The 20076-nt window shown below is 68.2% G+C and carries 19 protein-coding genes; 13 read left to right on the forward strand and 6 right to left on the reverse strand.

Translation table 11 applies throughout. The annotated features are described in order from the left end of the window. Positions 1–3 precede the first annotated feature (3 nt). From hisD to hisIE, 6 genes are read left to right on the forward strand one after another with little or no spacing between them, the layout of a single operon-like run. Positions 4–1311: a histidinol dehydrogenase gene (hisD, locus tag ACK4E3_RS11055; RefSeq protein ID WP_409700561.1), complete on the forward strand. Its 1308-nt coding sequence runs from the start codon at positions 4–6 to the stop codon at positions 1309–1311. Beyond that, positions 1308–2657 carry an imidazoleglycerol-phosphate dehydratase HisB gene (locus ACK4E3_RS11060; protein WP_409700564.1) on the forward strand — a complete coding sequence of 450 codons (1350 nt, stop codon included), beginning with the start codon at positions 1308–1310 and terminating at the stop codon, positions 2655–2657. Before hisD ends, ACK4E3_RS11060 begins: the two co-directional genes overlap by 4 nt. Beyond that, the gene (hisH, locus tag ACK4E3_RS11065; protein ID WP_409700567.1) at positions 2654–3271 is read left to right on the forward strand and encodes an imidazole glycerol phosphate synthase subunit HisH; all 618 of its coding nucleotides are present in this window, start codon (positions 2654–2656) and stop codon (positions 3269–3271) included. Before ACK4E3_RS11060 ends, hisH begins: the two co-directional genes overlap by 4 nt. Then, positions 3265–3978 carry a 1-(5-phosphoribosyl)-5-[(5-phosphoribosylamino)methylideneamino]imidazole-4-carboxamide isomerase gene (gene hisA, locus ACK4E3_RS11070; RefSeq protein ID WP_409700570.1) on the forward strand — a complete coding sequence of 238 codons (714 nt, stop codon included), beginning with the start codon at positions 3265–3267 and terminating at the stop codon, positions 3976–3978. Before hisH ends, hisA begins: the two co-directional genes overlap by 7 nt. After that, positions 3968–4735, forward strand: coding sequence for an imidazole glycerol phosphate synthase subunit HisF (gene hisF / locus ACK4E3_RS11075; RefSeq protein ID WP_409700573.1), 768 nt, complete (start codon positions 3968–3970; stop codon positions 4733–4735). Before hisA ends, hisF begins: the two co-directional genes overlap by 11 nt. Then, positions 4732–5388, forward strand: coding sequence for a bifunctional phosphoribosyl-AMP cyclohydrolase/phosphoribosyl-ATP diphosphatase HisIE (gene hisIE, locus ACK4E3_RS11080; RefSeq protein WP_409700576.1), 657 nt, complete (start codon positions 4732–4734; stop codon positions 5386–5388). Before hisF ends, hisIE begins: the two co-directional genes overlap by 4 nt. A 14-nt stretch (positions 5389–5402) precedes the next feature. On the opposite strand, the gene ACK4E3_RS11085 is transcribed toward hisIE, so the two are convergent. Together ACK4E3_RS11085 and ACK4E3_RS11090 are read right to left on the reverse strand one after the other, a co-directional pair. Next, positions 5403–6842: an aldehyde dehydrogenase family protein gene (locus ACK4E3_RS11085; RefSeq protein WP_409700579.1), complete on the reverse strand. Its 1440-nt coding sequence runs from the start codon at positions 6840–6842 to the stop codon at positions 5403–5405. Beyond that, positions 6839–8095 (reverse strand): NAD(P)/FAD-dependent oxidoreductase, encoded by a 1257-nt coding sequence (locus tag ACK4E3_RS11090; RefSeq protein ID WP_409700582.1) that lies wholly within the window; start codon positions 8093–8095, stop codon positions 6839–6841. Before ACK4E3_RS11090 ends, ACK4E3_RS11085 begins: the two co-directional genes overlap by 4 nt. Before the next feature lie 137 nt (positions 8096–8232). Between ACK4E3_RS11090 and ACK4E3_RS11095 the strand changes: the two genes are divergently transcribed. Both ACK4E3_RS11095 and ACK4E3_RS11100 read left to right on the forward strand, forming a co-directional pair. Continuing rightward, positions 8233–8538: an SCP2 sterol-binding domain-containing protein gene (locus ACK4E3_RS11095; RefSeq protein WP_409700584.1), complete on the forward strand. Its 306-nt coding sequence runs from the start codon at positions 8233–8235 to the stop codon at positions 8536–8538. A 141-nt stretch (positions 8539–8679) separates the two neighbouring features. Then, positions 8680–9885 (forward strand): acyl-CoA dehydrogenase family protein, encoded by a 1206-nt coding sequence (locus tag ACK4E3_RS11100; RefSeq protein WP_409700587.1) that lies wholly within the window; start codon positions 8680–8682, stop codon positions 9883–9885. A gap of 354 nt (positions 9886–10239) precedes the next feature. Here the strand turns inward: ACK4E3_RS11100 and ACK4E3_RS11105 are convergent, their stop codons facing one another. Then, positions 10240–10860 (reverse strand): sigma-70 family RNA polymerase sigma factor, encoded by a 621-nt coding sequence (locus tag ACK4E3_RS11105; protein WP_409700590.1) that lies wholly within the window; start codon positions 10858–10860, stop codon positions 10240–10242. Positions 10861–11049: 189 nt separating this feature from the next. On the opposite strand from ACK4E3_RS11105, the gene egtB reads away from it, so the two are divergent. Both egtB and egtD read left to right on the forward strand, forming a co-directional pair. After that, entirely contained in the window at positions 11050–12336 is a 1287-nt protein-coding gene (gene egtB / locus ACK4E3_RS11110; RefSeq protein ID WP_409700593.1) for an ergothioneine biosynthesis protein EgtB, read from the forward strand. A 14-nt stretch (positions 12337–12350) separates the two neighbouring features. Further along, entirely contained in the window at positions 12351–13292 is a 942-nt protein-coding gene (gene egtD, locus ACK4E3_RS11115) for an L-histidine N(alpha)-methyltransferase (protein ID WP_409700596.1), read from the forward strand. A 16-nt stretch (positions 13293–13308) separates the two neighbouring features. Here the strand turns inward: egtD and ACK4E3_RS11120 are convergent, their stop codons facing one another. Further along, a complete protein-coding gene (locus ACK4E3_RS11120; protein WP_409700599.1) occupies positions 13309–14313 on the reverse strand; it encodes an endonuclease/exonuclease/phosphatase family protein in 1005 nt (334 codons plus the stop codon). A gap of 119 nt (positions 14314–14432) precedes the next feature. On the opposite strand from ACK4E3_RS11120, the gene ACK4E3_RS11125 reads away from it, so the two are divergent. From ACK4E3_RS11125 to ACK4E3_RS11135, 3 genes are all read left to right on the forward strand, one after another. Beyond that, entirely contained in the window at positions 14433–14894 is a 462-nt protein-coding gene (locus ACK4E3_RS11125) for a DUF4112 domain-containing protein (protein ID WP_409700602.1), read from the forward strand. A gap of 67 nt (positions 14895–14961) precedes the next feature. Next, entirely contained in the window at positions 14962–15522 is a 561-nt protein-coding gene (locus ACK4E3_RS11130) for a sigma-70 family RNA polymerase sigma factor (protein ID WP_409700605.1), read from the forward strand. Then, complete coding sequence (locus tag ACK4E3_RS11135) at positions 15519–16250, forward strand: anti-sigma factor domain-containing protein (protein WP_409700608.1); 732 nt, start codon at positions 15519–15521, stop codon at positions 16248–16250. The genes ACK4E3_RS11130 and ACK4E3_RS11135 overlap by 4 nt, the downstream gene beginning before the upstream one ends. A 205-nt stretch (positions 16251–16455) precedes the next feature. Here the strand turns inward: ACK4E3_RS11135 and scpA are convergent, their stop codons facing one another. Next, positions 16456–18630, reverse strand: a complete 2175-nt coding sequence (gene scpA / locus ACK4E3_RS11140) for a methylmalonyl-CoA mutase (RefSeq protein ID WP_409700611.1) — start codon at positions 18628–18630, stop codon at positions 16456–16458. After that, entirely contained in the window at positions 18627–20072 is a 1446-nt protein-coding gene (locus ACK4E3_RS11145; protein WP_409700614.1) for a methylmalonyl-CoA mutase family protein, read from the reverse strand. The genes scpA and ACK4E3_RS11145 overlap by 4 nt, the downstream gene beginning before the upstream one ends. Between the last annotated feature and the right edge of the window lie 4 nt (positions 20073–20076).

Genomic DNA, 20076 nt, shown 5'->3' on the forward strand with positions numbered 1-20076 from the left:
GCCATGTCGCCGTTCACCCTGATCGACTGGGCGAGCCTCGATGCGCCCGCCCGCATGGCGGCCCTCGCCCGGCCGCGCCAGCGCACCAGCGATGACCTGCGCGCGCGCGTCAGAACTATCTTCGACGATGCCGAGGCGCGCGGCGATGCGGCGATCATCGAATGGGCACAGCGCATCGACGGCTTTGCCCCACGATATTTTCCCGTGACCACAGAGGCCGTCGCACGCGCCCGGGATGGCCTGGACCCGGCCGATGTCGAGGCGCTCGAGATGGCGGCGCGCAACATCCGTAGCTTTCACGAGGCCACGGCCCCGGCGCGCGAGATGCTGGTGCAGACCCAGCCCGGGCTGGAACTGATCCGGCGTAACCGGCCCATCGGCTGTGCGGGGCTCTATGTGCCTGCGGGCACAGCCCCGCTGTTTTCCAGTCTGCTGATGCTGGCCATTCCCGCCCGGATCGCCGGGGTGCGCGAGAGGGTCGCCGCGTGCCCTCCCGGACCTCTCGGCGAGCCCCATCCGATGATGGTGCTGGCCGCAGACTTTTCGGGGCTGGAGGGCCTGTGGCTGATCGGCGGGGCCCAGGCCATTGCCGCCATGACCTTCGGCCTGTATGGCATGACGCGCGCGGACAAGCTGTTCGGGCCGGGCAATGCCTGGGTCGCCGAAGCCAAGCGTCTGGCCACCAGTCTGCCCGGCGGCCCCGGCATCGACCTGCCTGCCGGCCCGTCCGAGCTGATGGTCATTGCCGATGACAGTGCCGATCCCGAGGTGGTGGCGGCCGACCTGCTCAGCCAGGCCGAGCACGATCCTTCTGCCCAGGTGCTGCTGGTCACGCCGTCCGAGGCCCTGATCGCGCGTGTCGCAGAGGCGCTGGAGCGCCAGTCGGCCAGCCTGCCGCGTCATGAGGTGGTCACCCGCGCGCTCACGGCGGCGCGCGCTGCGCTGGTGCGCGACACTAACGAGGCGCTGGACGTCGCCAACCTTCACGCGCCCGAGCATCTGTCGATCCAGACCGAAGACGCCGACGCTCTGGCCGGGCGGGTCGAGCGGGCGGGAACGGTCTTTGTCGGCGCGAGCATGGCCGAGACCTTCGGGGACTATCTGACCGGGTCGAACCATGTCCTGCCCACCGATGGTGCGGCCAGAGCCTGGTCGGGGGTGAGCGTCTCCAGCTTCATGATCACCAGCACCCTTCAGAAGGTGAGCCGCGAGGGCGCGCGCGCCCTGGCGGGACCGGCGGCGCGTCTTGCCCGGCTGGAGGGACTCGAAGCCCACGCACGGGCGGCCGACATCCGTGCAGGTGTGTCATGAGGGCGCCCTTCACCGCCCTGGTGAGCGATGGCGAGGCCCTGCGCGATGCGCCCGGCGAGCCCAAAGCCCTGCGTGCCCGCCTCGCCGAGGTTTTCGGCCTTGAGCCCGACGAGGTGCTGATCGCCGGCGGCACCCTCGATGCCCTGCGTGCGCTCGCCATGGCGGCGCGGCAGGAGGGTGCGGCGCTGAACCTCGATGACCGCTTCCTGACGCCGCAGGAACAGCGCTGGCTGTCGGCTCTCGCCCTTCAGGGGAGCACCGGCACCTCGTGGCGCCTGCGCGATGACCGTTACGGCCTTGGCTATGATGGTCTCGGGAGCGACGGCGAGATCGTCCTGCGCAGCCTTGGCGGAATCGAGGGTCTGGCCGGAGCCCCCGTGGCGGTGCTGATTGCTGCGCCTGACACGCTGTCGCGGATCGCGCCGTTCGTCACCCCCCTGAGTGTGCCCGTGGCCCGGCTCGCCGCCCAGGCGCTCGATCCGTCGCGCATGATGGTGCTGATGGAGCGGGTTGCGCTCGTCCGGGCCGAGCAGGTCCGGCTGGCCGAGGCGCTGGCACAGGTGCCGGGCATCAACGATGTCGCCGCCCATGGCTGGCTGCTGGAGTGCTCATGCGCTGATGATGCGGTGCGCGCTGCTCTGGATGTCAGCTTGCGCCGTCACGGCATCAAAGCCGAGCTGACGGACTCAGGCCTGCGCCTGGCCGTGGGAGAGCCGCGCGACAACGACCGCCTGATCGCGGCGCTGACGGGCGGTGCGGTGAGCGAGCCTGTGCGCGTGGCCGAGGTGGTGCGCGACACCAGGGAGACCCGCATCGTCGCGCGTGTCGATCTGGATGCTGCGGCACCCGTGCGCGTCAGCACCGGCGTGGGCTTTTTCGATCACATGCTGGATCAGGTCGCCTCCCATGGCGGCTTTGCGCTCAGCCTGTCGTGCGAGGGTGACCTTCACACCGATCCGCATCACACCATCGAGGACAGCGCCCTGGCGCTGGGCGCGGCGCTGCGCAAGGCGCTGGGCACGCGCGCAGGCATCGGCCGCTTCGGCTTCAGCGTGCCCATGGACGAGACTCTGGCCAGTGTGACGCTGGACCTGGGCGGGCGGCCCTACAGCCGCTTCGAGGGCAGCTTCGTCATGGAGCGCATCGGTGAATATCCGACCCAGCTTACCGCCCATGTGTTCCGCTCTCTGGCCGATGCTCTGGGCGCGTCGATCCATGTCAGGGTGAGCGGCGAGGACGATCACCACAAGACCGAGGCCTGCTACAAGGCGCTGGGCCGCGCGCTGCGCCAGGCGATCCGGGTGGAAGGCGGGGGCGTGCCCTCCACCAAGGGCGTGATCGCGTGAGCGAGGTGGTGCTGATCGACATGGGCTGTGGCAACACGGCCTCGGTGATGTTCGCGCTGGAGCGCCTTGGCGCGCGCGCCTTCATCAGCAGCGATGCAGGCGAGATCGCGTCGGCACCGCGCGCCATCCTGCCGGGCGTTGGCGCGGCAGGGCCGGCCATGGCGCGCCTGCGCGAGCGCGGGCTGGACCTCGTGGTGCGCGATTACCCGAGGCCGCTGCTGGGCATATGCCTCGGGATGCAGGTGCTGTTCGAGCACAGCGAGGAGCAGGACACGCCCTGTCTCGGTCTGATTTCCGGCCGCGTCGGCGCCATTGCGCCGGGTGCCCATGGCCCGTCGCCGCACATGGGCTGGAATGCGCTTGTGCACCGCAAGGACGACCCGCTGCTCATCGGCATAGATGAGGGCGCCTACGCCTATTTCGTGCATGGCTTCGGCGCGGCGCAAAGCCCGGCGTCTCTGGCGCTGGCGGACTATGGCGGGCGGTGGTCGGCAGTGGTGCGACAGGGGCTTGTGTGGGGTTGCCAGTTCCATCCCGAGCGCTCTGGCGAGGTGGGCGCGCGCATCCTCGAGAACTTCCTGAATCTGCAAGAAGGCGAGCGCGCGTCATGCTGATCTATCCGGCCATAGACCTGATCGCGGGTCGTTGCGTGCGCCTGATGCACGGGCGCTTCGATCAGGTCACGACCTATGACGACGACCCGCTGGCGCGCGCGCGCAGCTTTGCGGGTGAGGGCGCCCAGTGGTTGCACTGCGTGGACCTAGATGGCGCGCGTGAGGGTCGTGCCGTTCAGGGTGAGACCCTGTCACTGCTGGCGCGCAGCAGCGGGCTGAAGGTGCAGGCGGGCGGCGGGGTGCGCTCGCTCGATGACGTCTCGTCGCTGCTGGATGCAGGTGTCGCGCGCGTGGTGGTGGGCTCGCTGAGTGCCAAGGCCCCGGAAGTCGTCCGCCAGTGGCTGAAGGACATCGGGCCGGAGCGGCTCTGTCTGGCGCTGGACGTGCGAGGGGCCGAGGTGCTGAGCGAGGGCTGGCAGCAGGGCTCGGGCCGCGCCCTGTCAGAGCTGATCGCGTTTTATGGCGATGCGCTGTGCCATGTGCTCATCACCGATGTCAGCCGCGATGGCGCCATGACCGGGGTGAACACCGCCCTCGTGCGCGAGGTGCTTGAGATGGCTCCGCACTTGCGGGTGCAGGCATCGGGCGGTGTGGCCGGGCTTGAGGACGTGCGCGCCGCGCGCGCAGCCGGAGCCGATGGCCTGATCGTCGGGCGCGCGCTCTATGAGGGCGTCTTTTCTCTGGGTGAGGCCCTCGATGCTGGCTAGGCGCATCATTCCCTGCCTCGACGTGATGAACGGGCGCGTGGTCAAGGGCGTGCGCTTTCGCGGCCATGAGGACATGGGCGATGCGGTCGAGCTGGCGCTGCGCTATCGCGATCAGGGCGCGGACGAGCTGGTCTTCTATGACATTACCGCCTCACCGGAGGGCCGCACGCTGGATTATGGCTGGGTGCGCGAGATCGCGCGCGGGCTCGACATTCCCTTCTGCGTGGCGGGCGGCTTGCGGCGCGTGGAGGATGCCCTGCGCTGCCTGGAAAACGGGGCGGACAAGATTTCCGTCAACTCGCCTGCGCTCGAGCGTCCCGAACTGATCGCCGAGATCGCCGGGCGGGCCGGACGCCAGTGCGTCGTCGTGGGCGTGGACAGCGAGCCGACCGAGGGGGGCTGGCGCGTGCATCAGTACACCGGCAGCGTGTCTGCCTCGCGCGCCACCGGGCGCGACACCCTGCAATGGCTGCGTGAGGTCGAGGCGCTGGGCGCGGGCGAGGTTGTGCTGAATTGCATGAACCGCGATGGCGTGCGTGAGGGCTATGACATCGAGCAGCTGCGCGCCGCGCGCGATGTGCTGACCATCCCGCTGGTCGCCTCGGGCGGTGCGGGCGCGGCGGCGCATTTCGTGGACGTGTTCGCGAAGGCCGATGTGTCGGGAGCCCTGGCGGCCAGCGTGTTTCACAAGGGAGTGCTGAGCGTGAGCGACGTGAAGACGGCCCTGCGCGAGGCGGGCGAGAGGGTGCGGTCATGAACGCGGTTACGGGCGCCGGGCGCCGCATCAGGCGCGCTGACGATATTGCGGCCATCGATTTTGCCAAGGGTGGCGGGCTGATCCCGGCCATCGTGCAGGATGCCGACACCTTGCAGGTGCTGACGCTCGCCTACATGGACGCGGCGGCGCTGGGCGAAACGCTGGAGTCTGGTGAGGCGACGTTCTTTTCCCGCTCGCGCGGCGGGCGCTGGAGGAAGGGCGAGACCTCGGGCAACCGCCTTCATGTGGTGGACATCGTCCATGACTGTGATGCCGATGCGGTGCTGGTGAAGGTGCGCCCCCTCGGGCCTGCCTGCCACGAGGGCACGGTGAGCTGCTTCGAGGGCGAGAGCGCACCGGGCGCAGGCTTTCTGGCCGCGCTGGAGGCGATCATCGACGGGCGGCTGAAATCGCCTGATCCCGGCAGCTATACGGCGAGCCTTGCCGCCAAGGGTCTGCACAAGGCGGCGCAGAAGGTGGGCGAGGAAGGCGTCGAGGTGGCGCTGGCCACGCTCGCCGAAGACGACGAGGCCCTGCTGGGCGAGGCGGCCGACCTGATGTTCCACCTGCTGCTGGTGCTCAGGATGCGTGCGCTGCGTCTCGACGAGGTGATGGATGTGCTGCGCGCGCGCCACCAGCAGCGCACCGGGTAGTGCCTCAAGCCATCTCAGGGCAGGGTGTAGGCGGTCTTGACCTGGGTGTAGAAATCCACGGCGGCAAAGCCCTGCTCGCGCTGGCCGTAGCTGGAGCCCCTGGTGCCGCCAAAGGGCACATGATAGTCCACCCCCGCCGTGGGAAGGTTGACCATGGCCATGCCTGAGCGGATCTCGCGCTGAAAGCGCCGCGCGGCGCTGAGCGAGTTGGTGACGATGCCCGCTGACAGGCCGAACTCGCCGTCATTGGCCACGCTGAGGGCCTCGTCCAGATCGGCGACACGGATCACCGAGGCGACAGGGCCGAACACTTCTTCCTGATTGATCCGCTGGTGCGATCGCGTGCCCGCCAGCAAGGTGGGTTGCACGTACCAGCCGGGCGTGGCCGCCTCTACGCGCTCGCCGCCCGCGACCACCTCGGCACCGTCTTCGCGGGCAATGTCGATGTAGCGATAGTCGGTGGCCTGCTGGGCCTCGCTCACCGCCGGGCCGATCTGGGTCTCGGGGTCGAGCGCATGGCCGATGCGAAGGCTGGCAACGCGCGCGCCCAGCTTCTCGACGAAGGCGTCATGCACCCCCTCGCACACGATCAGGCGTGACGAGGCCGTGCAGCGCTGGCCCGTGGACATGAAGCTGCCGTCCAGCGCGATCTCTACGGCGCGTTCCAGATCGGCATCGTCCATTACGACCAGCGGGTTCTTGCCGCCCATCTCGAGCTGGACGCGGGCAAGGCGGCGCGCGCAACCCTCGGCGACGCCCTGGCCGACTTTCTGGGAGCCCGTGAAGCTGACCGCGGCGATGGCGGAATGGTCGACGATGGCCTGACCCACATCCCCGCGTCCGATCACGAGGTTGAACACGCCCTTGGGCAGGCCCGCCTCGATCAGGACCTGCGCCAGGGTAAAGGCGGTCGCCGGTGTCGGTCCTGCGGGCTTGAGCACCACCGTATTGCCGAAGGCCAGCGCGGGGGCCGCCTTCCAGGCCGGGATGGCGATGGGAAAGTTCCACGGCGTGATCAGCCCGATGACACCCAGCGCCTCGCGCCGGGTCTCGACCTCGACGCCTGCGCGCACCGAGTCGAGCCGCAGGCCGTGGCGGCGCAGGGCCTCGCCGGCGAAATAGCGGAAGATGCGCGCCGCGCGCAGCGTTTCGCCAATGCCTTCCTTTAGTGTCTTGCCTTCCTCGCGCGACAGCAGGGTGCCGATGGCCTCCGCGCGCTCGAACAGGAGCTGGGCCGTGCGCTCCAGAATGTCGGCGCGGACCTCGGGGCTGGCAGCGGACCAGCCGGGCAGGGCGCGCGCGGCGGACTGAACGGCGGCATCGACCGTTGCCGCATCGCCTTGGGGCGCGAGGGCCACCACCTCGTTTGTATCGGAGGGATTGCGGATTTCGCTGGCCGCCTCGCCGGGGCGATCTGCACCGATGATGTGTGTCAGGGTCAGAGGGCTGGTCATCGTGCGACCTCCTTCATGGAAACAGATGGGTCGGCAAGGCGGTCGGGATCGACTGGCGTGCGCCGGGCGATGAGCTGGCGGCCCATCATGAACTCGGGCGGAGCGTTGACGGCCTCGACGGCACGCAGCGTCTCGCCCATCAGGTGAAACACCGCCAGAGCGCCCTCGCGCTCTCGCACGATCACGCGGTCGGCATCGAAGGGCAGGCCCGCGATCTGCAGTTTCAGATCATACTGATCGGACCAGAACCACGGCACCTCGGGTGAAGGGGCGGGGCGGCCGGTCAGATGGGCGGCGACCTGGCGGGCCTGTTCTAGCGCATTGGGCACGCTCTCAAGACGGAAGTGGCGGCCCTCATAGAGCGGCAGGGGCCGCCAGGTCACATCGCCGATGGCATGGATGTGAGGCACGCTGGTGCGCGCGGCGTCATCGACCACGATGCCATTGGCGCATTCCAGCCCCGCGGCGCGGGCGAGCTCGTCATTGGCCAGACCGCCGATGCCCACCAGCACCAGATCGGCGGCAATCTCGCGCCCGTCATCGAGAACCACCGCGCTGACGTGGCCCTCCGCGCCGATGATCTCGGCCACTCGCGCGCCGGTGAGGATGCTCACGCCCTCGCTGCGATGGCGGGCTTCGAAGAACAGGGCCAGGGCCTCGCTGGCCACGCGGTAGAGGCAGCGCGGCTCGCGCTCGATCACCGTCACCTCGGCACCGAGGGCGCGGGCGGAGGCGGCTGCCTCAAGCCCGACATAGCCGCCCCCTGCCAGAACGACGCGACAGCCGGGGCGGATGCGCTGCTTCAGGGCTTCCGCATCGGTGATGCTGCGCAGCGAGAGCACGCCTTCAAGCTCCGCGCCGGGCACCTCAAGGGGTCGCGCGCGCGAGCCCGTGGCAATGATCAGGGCGTCATAGGGCGTCTCGCCATGGCCATGGCGCACCACGCGCTCGGACGGGTCGATGGCTTCGGCGCGCGTGCCGCCCAGCCAGGTGATGTCCTGCTCCGCCCAGGCGCTTTCGGGGCGCAGCAGCAGGGCGTCGAGATCGGCCTCGCCCTTGAGCCAGGCCTTGGACAGCGGCGGGCGCTGGTAGGGGGCATGGGGCTCGTCGCCCAGCAGGGTGATGGCGCCTTCAAAGCCATACTGGCGCAGATTGAGCGCGGCGCTGCCCCCGGCGTGCCCGGCCCCCAGGATCAGGACGTGAGCGGGGCGCGGCGGGGCCGGTGTTGCGAGAGTGGTGTCGGAGGCGGTCACGGCGTGAGGATTAGGCGCTCGGGAGGACGAGGGAAAGGGCGTTGGCGGCTCTTGACGTTGGGTGATCTTGTCGCGCTTTCAACCCCGCGATAGGGATACGCCTCCTGTTCATCAAACCCCGCAATAGGGAGACTGCCATGCCCGATCTGGCTCAGGTGACCGACCACATCCGCAACGCGGTCGGCGAGAACTCCGGCCTCGGCAAGACCGTGAAGCTGGACTTTGGCGACGACGGCAAGATCTATATCGACGGGGCGTCCAGCCCGAACACCGTCACCAACGAGGACAAGCCCGCCGATGCGGTGGTGCAGATGAGCTGGGACGATTTCCTCGCGCTGTCCGAAGGCCGCCTCGATCCCATGATGGCCTTCATGCAGGGGAAGATGAAGATCCAGGGCGACATGATGCTGGCCCAGCGCCTGGCTCCGCTGCTGAAGTCCTGATGCGCTCAGGGCCTTGCCTTGCCATAGCGTGATGCGCGGCGCGGTGCCCCCAGGGCCCGCGCCGTCTGCTTTTCCGGCCCGCATGGATGCCGATGCCGTGCCAGCCGCGCCTTACATCCCCTCTTGCATGGATCAGTGACTATGGATTTCGAACCCGGCGCGCGCGGACGCGAATGGCTGGACCGTCTGAAGGCCTTCATGGACGCCCATGTCTATCCGGCCGAGGCAGACTACTGGGCCGAGGTGCGCGAGGACCCGAGGCGCCAGCCGCCCACCATGGAGCGGCTCAAGGCCGAGGCGCGCAAGGCGGGGCTGTGGAACATGTTCCTGCCTGACAGCCAGCACGGCGCTGGCCTGACCAACCTCGAATATGCGCCTCTGGCCGAAGAGATGGGCAAGGCGCTGTGGTCGGCCGAGGTGTTCAACTGCAATGCACCCGACACCGGCAACATGGAGGTGCTGCACCTCTATGGGAACCCGGACCAGCAGGATCGCTGGCTGAAACCCCTTCTGGCGGGCGAGATTCGTTCGGCCTTCCTGATGACCGAGCCCGACGTGGCCTCCTCGGATGCCACCAACATCGAGACCCGCATCGAGCGCGACGGGGATCACTATGTCATCAACGGGCGCAAGTGGTGGTCGACCAACATGGGCCACCCGAACGTGGCCGTCACCATCGTCATGGGCAAGACCGATCCCGAGGCCGGTCGCCATGTGCAGCAGTCCATGATCATCGTGCCGACCGACACGCCGGGCTTTCGGGTCGAGCGGATGCTGAGCGTGTTCGGCTATGACGAAAAGCCCATCGGCCACGCCGAAGTGCGCCTCGACAACGTGCGTGTTCCTGCGGAAAACCTGATCGCGGGCGAGGGGCGCGGCTTCGAGATCGCCCAGGGCCGTCTCGGGCCGGGGCGCATCCACCACTGCATGAGAACCATCGGCTGTGCGGAAAAGGCGCTGGAGCTGATGTGCCGCCGCCTGACCAGCCGCAAGGCCTTTGGCAAGAGCATCGGCGAGCACTCGGTCTGGGAACAGCGGGTGGGTGAGGCGCGCACCAATATCGAGATGTGCCGCCTGCTGGTGCTCAAGGCGGCCTGGATGATGGACAAGGTGGGCGCCAGGCATGCCCGCTCCGAGATCGCCCAGATCAAGGTGGCCGCGCCGCGCATGGCTTTGCAGGTGATCGACGATGCGATCCAGGCCTACGGCGGGGCAGGGGTGTCGGGCGACGTGGAACTGGCCGCCATGTATGCGATGATCCGCACACTGCGCATCGCCGATGGCCCCGACGAGGTTCACAACCGCACCATCGCGCGCATGGAATACGCGCGCCACATCGCCTCCTGAGCGGGCAGGGGCGGCGTTTCGCCTCTGCCACAGTTGCGCCTTAATTGTGCTCTGGCGATGCCGCGCGGTCTTTACGACGACGGGGCTCGGGTGGCTAATGCCGGACGGCGCCGGGGGGCGTGGAAGTTCGGGATCGTGCGGACATGGCACAGGACGACGCACAGGACGACAGGTCAAGGGGCTCTGGGTCGCGGCGCAGGGCTGGTCCCCCCGCGAGCCAGCGCAACGGTCAGGGCGAGGCCGTCGCCGCGCGCCTGAAGAAGGCTTTCGACGCCTTGAGCGCCGAGCCCGTTCCCGCGCATCTGGTCGGTGTCCTGGGCGCACCAAGGCGCGACCGGCGTCAGTAGGGCACCTTCAGAGCGGCCCTGAGCCCGCTTCGGCTTCGTTCTCTTCAGGCAGGTCCAGCATCTTTGCCAGACGGGTTCTGGCCCGGTTCACGCGGCTCTTGATCGTGCCGAGCGCGCAACCCGAAATCTCGGCTGCCTCCTCGTAGGAAAGACCGGCGGCCCCGACCAGGACGAGCGCCTCGCGGTGCTCGGGCGGCAGGGTGTTGAGGGCCGCCTGCAGGGCGTGAAGCTCCATGTTCAGGTCCTGAACCGGATCGGCGGTCAGGCTGGCGGCGTGTTCGCCGTCCGAGTCCTGAACCTCGCGCCTGCGCTTGGACAGGGCGGTGTACCAGGTGTTGCGCAAGATGGTGAAAAGCCAGGCCCTGAGATTGGTGCCCTGCTGGAACCTGTCGCGATTGGTCCACGCCTTGATGAGCGTGTCCTGCACCAGATCGTCGGCGTCGGAGGGATTGCGCGACAGCGACCACGCGAAGGCACGCAGCGAGGGGATCATGGCAATGAGGTCTTCGCGCCACGGATCAGGGCCGCCCGCAGAAATCTGCCCGCTCTTGTGGTTCGAGGAGTCGATGCTTCCCGAGTCGCTGGTGTTGCAAGGCTCTGACGCTTCGAGCCCGGATACTGAAGACATGGACGAAGCCTGGCTGAAGCCTGCCGGAAAATCGGGGTGGCGTGCGCAGTTGGGGCACGCGACATGAACGCGGGGGGCGGCGGCGCGTTCCTGTAAAATCGGCCGCAGGGCCTTTTTGGGATTGAAGCGTCGTCCCGGGGCTCTAGGCTGGAGCCGGGTCGGAACATCAGAGATGAAGAAAGGCTGTCGATGCTGATCGAGCCGTCCGAGACCCGCGCGGGCGCTGCCGGCCTGCATGACGTGCCGCAGTCGCCGAACGATGCCGCAGAACTTTACAGGTCCGTGCGGCGCGAAAGCGAGCGCAGGGCCGCGCCCCTGTCATCTGAAGATGCCTGCGCCCAGTCCATGACCGATGCCAGCCCCGCCAAGTGGCATCTGGCCCACACCAGCTGGTTCTTCGAGACCATGCTTCTGGCCGCAGAGCCGGGCCATGAGCCCGTCGACGGGCGTTATGACCGCTTGTTCAACTCCTATTACGAGGCGTTGGGCGAGCGGGTCGCGCGCGATCAGCGCGGCCTGATGACCCGGCCCTCCCTCGATGAGGTCATGGCCTATCGCCGTGCGGTCGATGTGCGGATGATCGCCCTGATCGCGCGGCGGCCGGGCATCGGCGGCGACTATCTGTTCCAGCTTGGCCTCGCCCACGAGCAGCAGCATCAGGAGCTTATGCTCAGCGACATCAAGCACCTGCTGTCGCGCTCGCCCTTCCATCCGGTCTATGAAGCCGTGCCTGACAAGGGCGAGGGCCGCGCTCTGCCAGAGGCGCTCTGGAGCGCCTTCGAGGGCGGGTTGCATGAGATCGGCGCGGGCAGGGAGGGTTTTGCCTTCGACAATGAGCGTCCCGCCCACCGCATCTGGCTGGAGCCCTTCCGCATCGCCCATCGCCCCGTGAGCAATGCAGAGTGGATCCGCTTCATTGATGCCGGCGGATATGAGGACGTCAGCCTGTGGCTGTCGGACGGCTGGGCGCGCGCGCGGGCCGAGGCATGGTGCGCCCCGCTCTACTGGCAGAAGCGCGACGGCGTCTGGCATCGTTTCGGTCTGGACGGCCTGAAGCCCGTGGCCCTCGATGAGCCGGTCTGCCACATCAGTTTCTATGAGGCCGACGCCTATGCGCGCTTCGCCGGTCACCGCCTGCCGACCGAGGCCGAATGGGAGATTGCTGCCCATGCGTTCGGCCCTTGCAGGGCTGCCGAGGGCCTTGTTCCTGCAAGCCTGAACCCCGATGGCGCGCCCCAGATGATGAGCGGCGGGGTCTGGCAGTGGACGTCCTCGTCCTATGGTGCCTATCCGGGCTTTGCGCCGACCCCCGGCGTGGCGGGCGAGTACAACGGCAAGTTCATGGCCAACCAGATGGTGCTGCGCGGTGGTGCCCATGCGACACCGCGGGGCCACACGCGCGTGAGCTATCGCAATTTCTACTACCCCCATCAACGCTGGCAGTTCGCGGGCCTGCGCCTCGCTTCCAGCGACTGAGCACCGGAGATTTCGTGCATTCCGAGACATTCCTGAAGGCGCTTCAGGACGGGCTGACCCGTCCGAAGAAAACCCTGTCGCCCAAGTGGTTCTATGACGCCGAGGGCTCGGCCCTGTTCGAGCAGATCACGCGGCTTGAGGCCTATTATCCGACACGCCAGGAAAAGCAGCTTCTGCGCGCCATCGCCCCTGAGCTGTGCGCCCGCGTGCCCGAGGGTGCCGTGCTGGTCGAGTATGGCAGCGGTGCCAGCGAGAAGACCCGCATCCTGCTGGATGCCTGCCCACAGATCGGAACCTATGTGCCCATCGACATCAGCGAGACCATGCTGAACGAGGCCGCAGACGCCATTGCCGACGACTATCCGGCGCTTCGGGTCGAGCCGCTGGTGGGCGATTTTCTCTCGCCCATCGACCTGCCTTCCGACATCGCTCACCTGCCGCACATCGGCTTCTTTCCGGGCTCGACCATCGGCAATCTGGAGCAGGACGAGGCGGTGTCATTCCTTGCTGCGGCACGCGAGACGCTGCGCAGCGAGAGCGGCGGTGACGGGAGCACCCAGCTGATCCTCGGGGTGGATCGCGTGAAGGACGAGGCGACGCTGATCCGGGCCTATGACGACGATCTGGGTGTTACCGCGCGCTTCAACCGCAATGTGCTGGCAAGGGCGAACCGGGAGCTTGGACTGAATTTCGATCTGTCAGGCTTTGCCCACCGCGCTTTGTGGAACGCCGAACACGAGCGCATCGAGATGCATCTGGTCAGCAACTGTGCCCAGAGCGTGGACGTGGGCGGAGTCACCGTCCGCTTCCAGCCGGGCGAGAGCATCCACACCGAAAGCTCGCACAAATATACGCTCGAGCGGCTGGAGGCGATGGCGACGCAGGCGCGCTGGCGCGTGGCCGATGTCTGGACCAGTGCGGATCCGGCCTTCTCGGTGGCGCGGCTGGTGGCCTGAGCTTGAGCCCCCGGGATCAGGGCGCGCTGCGGCCTACACGGGCGGGGCGTGCGCGCCTGATCTCGACGATGACCGGTGAGTGATCCGAGCCGGTGGGCACCGCGAGGGTGCGTGCGCTGATGCTCAGATCGCGACTGACGAACACATTGTCGATGCCGATGCGGAAGGGTGCGGGCAGAACGGACGGCCAGGTGCCGGGCCATGACGGTGCCGAGGCCAGTCCCCCCTCGAGGCGAAGGCGCTGGCCTATCCCCGTGGCGGGCGTGGAGTTGAAGTCTCCGGCAACCACGTGCGGCCCCTCGATCCGTCCCAGCCGCTCGATCAGCCGGTCCAGCTGGTGATCCTGAGCGCCGTGATGCAGGAAAGGCCACGGGCGCGTCAGGTGCGCGCCGGTGAGGCTGAGCGGCCCCAGAGGCGTCTGGGTCCGTGCGTGCATGGCGGCGATGCCGTCCAGATGCTCAATAAGCTCGCCCTGAAGCGGATAGCGCGAGGCGATGACGCCGTGGTTCATGCGGTAAGGCCCGCCGACGACGGCACTGTTCAGGCGATGGGGATGCTCGGGCAGGATGCGCGCCATGCGCGCGTCGTCGAGCAGGATGCGCGAGTTTATCTCGGTCAGGATCACGATGTCGGCCTCGGCCTCGCGGATGGAGCGGGCGATGGCCGTGACGTTCTCGTTGCGGATGTAGATATTGGCCAGATAGAGCCGCACCGTGGGCGAGTCGCGCTCGGCTCGCGCGCCCGCAGGCACAAGCTGGGGTGCCATGGCCGTGCTCAGCACCATGCAGGCAAGGGCCATGGCGGCGGCCATGCGCGGGCGGCGCAGGGCAAGGCACGCCCCGATCAGCATCAGCCCGCTGACGAAGGCCGGAGCGGTGAACTGTGACAGCAGCACCGCCTCGCGTGAGGGCGAGCCGGACAGGTCGGCTGCGCCCACGGCCAGCAGGCCCGCCAGCGCGGCCAGGGCGAGCAGCGTCAGGCCAGGGCTGTGCAGCTTGCGGGGGGCTGGGACGTGCGGCACGGACGCAGGCGCTCCATTCGGAAATGACGGACACTCACCCGAATGGGGCGAAAACCTTGCTGGCGCGTTGAGCGGAGATGATCCTTAATGCGAGGGTCTGGTGAGGGGAAGGGTCTGCCATGGCCAGAAAGAGCCTGCGCGACATCGAGCGCATCTGGACCAATGTGGAGGGCATCAAGAAGTTGTCCGACCGCGCGATCCCGCTGGGACCGTTCGGCATCGGGCTTGACGGCATACTGACGTGGATCCCGGGTGCGGGCGGGCTTTACAGCGTGGTCGTGGCCCTGTGGCTCATGACGCAGGCAGTGCGGGCGAAGGCGGCACCGGCGACGCTGGCCCGCATGGCCTTCTATCTCGGCATCGACACGGTAGCGTCGGAAGCGACCATCGTGGGTTCAGCCATCGACTTCTTCTGGCAGGGGCACCTGATGGCCGCCAAGGCCCTGCAACGCGACATCGAGACCACGCACTGGGTCGAGACGAGCGCGCGCGAGGCCCACGAAAGCGGTGCCCATGCGCAGCATCTTGAGACTGTCCGGCGTGATCCCGCGTTGCGGCGGATCGTCTATCTTCACGACTGAGGCCTTTGTGGTCTTGACCTTCCGGGCTGCACCCGGTCCACTGCCATGGCAGGTAACGAGGTTCTGAATGAGCGCCATGATGACGCGTGAGGAGCTGGCTCTGGCTCTGGGAGAGGCCGCGCGCGGCGATCGCGCCGCCTTCAAGCGGGTCTATGAATCCACCTCGGCGAAACTGATGGGCGTTTGCCTGCGTATCTTGCAGGACAGGGGGCTCGCAGAGGACGTCTTGCAGGATATCTATCTTACAGTCTGGCGCAGGGCGGACACCTTTGATCCCGCCCGGGCAAGCCCGATCACTTGGCTGGTGACCATCGCGCGCAACCGCTCGATCGACCGCCTGCGCCAGTCCTCTGCCGCGCGCCTCTCTCCGGTGCCGGTCGAGGAGGCCCACGATCTTGCCGACGATACCCCGCTGGCGTCGGACACGGTGGAGCAGGCTGAGGACGTGCGCCGCCTGCACGGCTGTCTGGACGAACTCGATGCCAAGGTCGCGCACTGCATCCGCACGGCCTTCATGGAGGGTGTGACCTACGATACCCTGGCCCAGCGCGAGAGCGTGCCGCCGGGAACCATGAAGAGCTGGATCAGGAGGGGCCTGCTCCGTCTGAGGGCTTGCCTGGAACAATGACCGATCAGCCGCTGACCCCCGCCGAAGACGACATTGCCCTTGCCGGCGAGCTGGCGCTGCGCACCCTCTCGCCCGAGGAAGAGGCCGCCGCCCTGCGCCGGCAGGCCAGCGACTCCGCCTTCGCCCGCGAGGTCGAACGATGGAACGAGCACCTTGCCCGCTTTGTAGCCGAGGTCGCGCAGGTCGAGCCGTCTGCCGCCCTGTGGAGCCGCATCGAGGCGCAGCTCGCGGCTGGATCAGGGAGCAGTGGCGCGGCCAACGACAATGCGCCGCTCACCTTCTGGCGCCGCTGGGCCATCGGCTCGACCGGCCTGCTGGCCGCGAGCCTCGCCGCCATTGCCGTGCTGGTCAGCCAGCCCGCACCGGTGCCGCCGGAGCCTCAGCCCACCGTCATGCGCGTGGCGACCCTGACGCTAGAGAACGGCGCGGCTGCGGTAACGCTGGCCTATGACGCCAGCACGGGAAATCTCTATCTGGCCCCCACCGATGTCATGGAGGGCGATGTGCGCGTGCCGCATCTGTGGCTGGTGCTGCCCGACGGCAATGTGCAGCTTGTCGGTGCCATCAATCCGACCGAGCCCGCCACCCACAACCTGCCCGAACAGCTTGCGGGTCTGGCGGGACAGGCCGCTGCCCTGGCGGTGTCGATGGAGCAGCCCGGCCATACCCCCGGCGCGCATCAGCCTGACGGGCCGGTGGTCGCGCAGGGCGCTGTGACCTCGCTGTAAGTCTTTACCGGGCAGCAGGCTTCGGCGGCGATCGCGAGATGAAAATCGCACGGCGGCTGCATCCGCCTTTTTGTCACTGACGTAAGTGCTTATGTCCGAGTCGCTGCGGAGCAAGGGTCACGCTCCGCTGGTCCTGACAGCCGAAGCTCGGACAGCGGGGAGATCGGCCCAGCCCTTCCGGTGGTCTCCCCGCACCGCTGTCGGGTCAGGCCTTGGCGCCACCGGCAGGAGGCTGCGAGTAGCCGAGCCGCGCATTGAGCCGCTCCAGCAGGTCCACCGCGCAGTCCGCGATCACCGTGCCGGGCGGATAGACCGCAGCAGCGCCCATTTCCAGCAGGGCCGGGACATCGCCGGGCGGGATGACGCCGCCCACCACGATCATGATGTCGGGACGCCCCAGCTTTTCCAGTTCGGCCTTGAGCTCGGGCACCAGCGACAGGTGCCCCGCCGCAAGCGATGATGCGCCCACCACGTGAGCATCGCTCTCGACAGCAAGCCTCGCGGCCTCGGCAGGTGTCTGGAACAGGGGGCCGGCCGTCACCTCGAAGCCGATGTCGCCATAGGCCGATGCCACCACCTTCTGGCCGCGGTCGTGACCGTCCTGGCCCAGCTTGGCGATCAGGATGCGCGGCGGGCCTCCGTCGTTCTCCACGAAGGCGGCAACCATGTCGCGGGCGCGGGCGAGGCGTCCGTCGCTTCCGGCCTCGCGGCCATAGACCCCGCGCACGGTGTCGACCTTGGCCACATGGCGCCCGAATATGGCCTCGACCGCATCGCTGATCTCGCCCACGGTGGCGCGCGCGCGGGCGGCATCCACCGCCAGGGCCAGCAGGTTCTCTCCCCCGGCCGCGCCGCGGGTCAGGGCCGCGAGGGCGCCCTGACAGGCGGCTTCGTCACGCTCGTTGCGCAGGCGTTGCAGCTTCGCGATCTGGCGGGCGCGCACCTCGGCATTGTCCACCTTCAGCACCGGCACATCGTCGGCCTGATCAGACAGGTAGCGGTTCACGCCCACCACGCTCTGGCGGCCGGTGTCGATGCGCGCCTGGGTGCGGGCGGCGGCCTCCTCGATGCGACGCTTCGGGATGCCGGCCTCGATGGCGCTGGCCATGCCGCCTAGCGCCTCGACCTCCTTGATGTGAGCGAGCGCCTTGACTGCCAGATCGTGCGTCAGCCGCTCGATGTAGGCGCTGCCGCCCCAGGGATCGGCGGTGCAGGTCATGCCGCTTTCGCGCTGGATGAAAATCTGGGTGTTGCGGGCGATGCGCGCCGAGAAATCCGTTGGCAGGGCCAGCGCCTCGTCGAGGGAGTTGGTGTGCAGGCTCTGGGTGCCGCCGCCGACGGCCGCCATGGCCTCGACCAGTGTGCGCGCCACATTGTTGAAGAAATCCTGCGCCGCCAGAGACCAGCCCGAGGTCTGGCAGTGCGCGCGCAGGGCCAGGGACTTGTCGCTGGCGGGGTTGAAGTTCTGCTTTATCAGCCGCGCCCACAGCAGGCGCGCGGCGCGCATCTTGGCGATCTCCATGTGGAGATTCATGCCGATGCCCCAGAAGAAGCTCAGGCGCGGGGCAAAGGCGTCGATATCCAGCCCGGCCCTGATGCCTGCGCGCGCATACTCCACCCCGTCGGCCAGGGTATAGGCCAGCTCCAGGTCCGCCGTCGCTCCGGCTTCCTGCATGTGATAGCCGGAGATGGAAATGGAGTTGAAGCGCGGCATCTTCTGCGAGGTGAAGGCGAAGATGTCCGAGATGATGCGCATGGAGTGGTGCGGCGGATACACATAGGTGTTCCGCACCATGAACTCCTTCAGGATGTCGTTCTGGATGGTGCCCGACAGCTTTTCGGGCGGGACGCCCTGTTCCTCGGCGGCCAGGATGTAGAGCGCCATGACCGGCAGCACGGCCCCGTTCATGGTCATGGACACGCTCATCTGATCGAGCGGAATGCCGTCGAACAAGGTGCGCATGTCGAGGATGGAGTCGATCGCCACGCCCGCCATGCCCACGTCGCCGGCCACGCGGGGATGATCGGAGTCATAGCCCCGGTGCGTGGCCAGATCGAAGGCGATCGACAGGCCCTTCTGTCCCGCCGCCAGGTTGCGACGGTAGAAGGCGTTCGACTCTTCGGCAGTCGAGAACCCCGCATACTGCCGGATCGTCCACGGGTTGGTGACATACATGGTCGGGTAGGGGCCGCGCAGGAACGGCGCGATGCCCGGCAGGCCCTGCACGAAGTCAAGCTCCGCCAGATCACTGGCCTCATAGCGGGGCTTCACCTCTACCCCCTCGGCGGTAAGCCAGGGTCCGCGCGCAGGTGAAGGAGCGGAGCCACAGCCGGGCGCGTAGGCGAGGGCGGAGAAATCGGTGTCGGAAAGACGGCTCATTGTGCAGCCTCCGTATCGGGGGCGACCTGTTCGAGACGGACGGGCTCCAGCGCCGGGCAGCGGCTGTCGGGTCCGTCATGGCGCACCTCGGGCCACAGGCTCTCGTCGAGCCGGGGCTCGACGTCCACGCCGGGAACCTGCTCGTGAGCATCAGGATAGAGGGTGACGCCCAGCACCGGGCGCCGCCCGTCACGCACCTCGGCCAGCAGGCGCTCCCGGCTGTCCATGACGCCATCGCTGATCAGGCCGCTCTCGCTCGCCTGCCACAGCCCGCCTGCGGCCTCGATGCGCTGCATGAAGGCCCAGCCCGCGCGCGCCAGATCGTCGGTCAGGCTCTCGATGAAGGCGCTGGAGCCCATGGGATCATCGACGCGGCCGAGGTGGGCTTCCTCCATCAGGACCAGCTGGATGTTGCGCTTCTGGCGTCGCGCCAGATCGGACTCGCCGCCCAGTGGCTCGGTGAAGCCGTCGAGCACCACGGCGTCGGCCCCGCCCGTTCCCGCCGCAAAGGCCGCCGCCGTGAGGCGCAGCAGATTGGTCCACAGATCGCGGCTGGCCAGCATACGGCGCGACGAGCGCACCTCGATCACCGGGCGGTGGCTGACTCCGATCTGATCGAACACCCTTGCCACCATGGCCCGCGCGGCGCGCAGCTTGGCCACCGACAGAAACACCTGGGCATCGCTGCTGAGCCCGATCACGATGCGCGCAGCAGCCTGCTCGGGTGGCAGACCCGCAGCCTCAAGCGCCCGAAGCCAGTCGATCAGGCTGGCCAGCATCACGCCCAGCTCCTGCGCCTCGCTGCCTCCCGCCTCGTGCACCACACGGCCCGAGGCCATGAAAAGCTGGGCGTGGGGATAGGCCCCCATATGTCGAAGCCCGGTCTGGACGGCGGCGCTCAGGTGCGCGGCGGCCGGGCCGGGCGTGCGTCCGTGGCGCAGCAGAAAGGATGCCGGGTCAAGGTGAAAGGCCAGCTTGGCATTGGGTGCGCCCTTGGCCAGAACCGCCAGAGCGTTGGCGGCCAGCGGGCCATGCAGCCCCGCGTCCAGCGCGACAGGTGCCAGTTCGAGCAGCACGCCGTCCAGCACCAATGCCAGCGTATCGGGGTCGAGGGCCGCCAGACCTCCCTCGCGCGGATCGAGGTTGACCAGCAGGGAGGCCGCGCCGCCCCTCAGATGTTCCAGCGCCTCGCTGTTGGCCCCCGCCGCGCCGCGCCGCCCGAGGCCGACGCGCAGATCCCATGGCCGCTCGGGATCACTGCCGGTGGCCGGGCGTGCCTCAAGCCTCGGTCCGGGACCGGGCCGGTAGAGCGGGCGGATGCGCAGGCCATCGAGCGTCTCGCTCTCGAGGGTGTCGGCGCTGGCGCCTTTCAGCACGCGCTCGGTGAGGCGCTGCCACTGTTCGGGCGCGGGGGCGGGGAAGTCTTGGGCCAGTTTCGTCACGCTG

This window comes from Brevundimonas sp., from assembly GCF_046299595.1.
Classification (GTDB): domain Bacteria; phylum Pseudomonadota; class Alphaproteobacteria; order Caulobacterales; family Caulobacteraceae; genus Brevundimonas.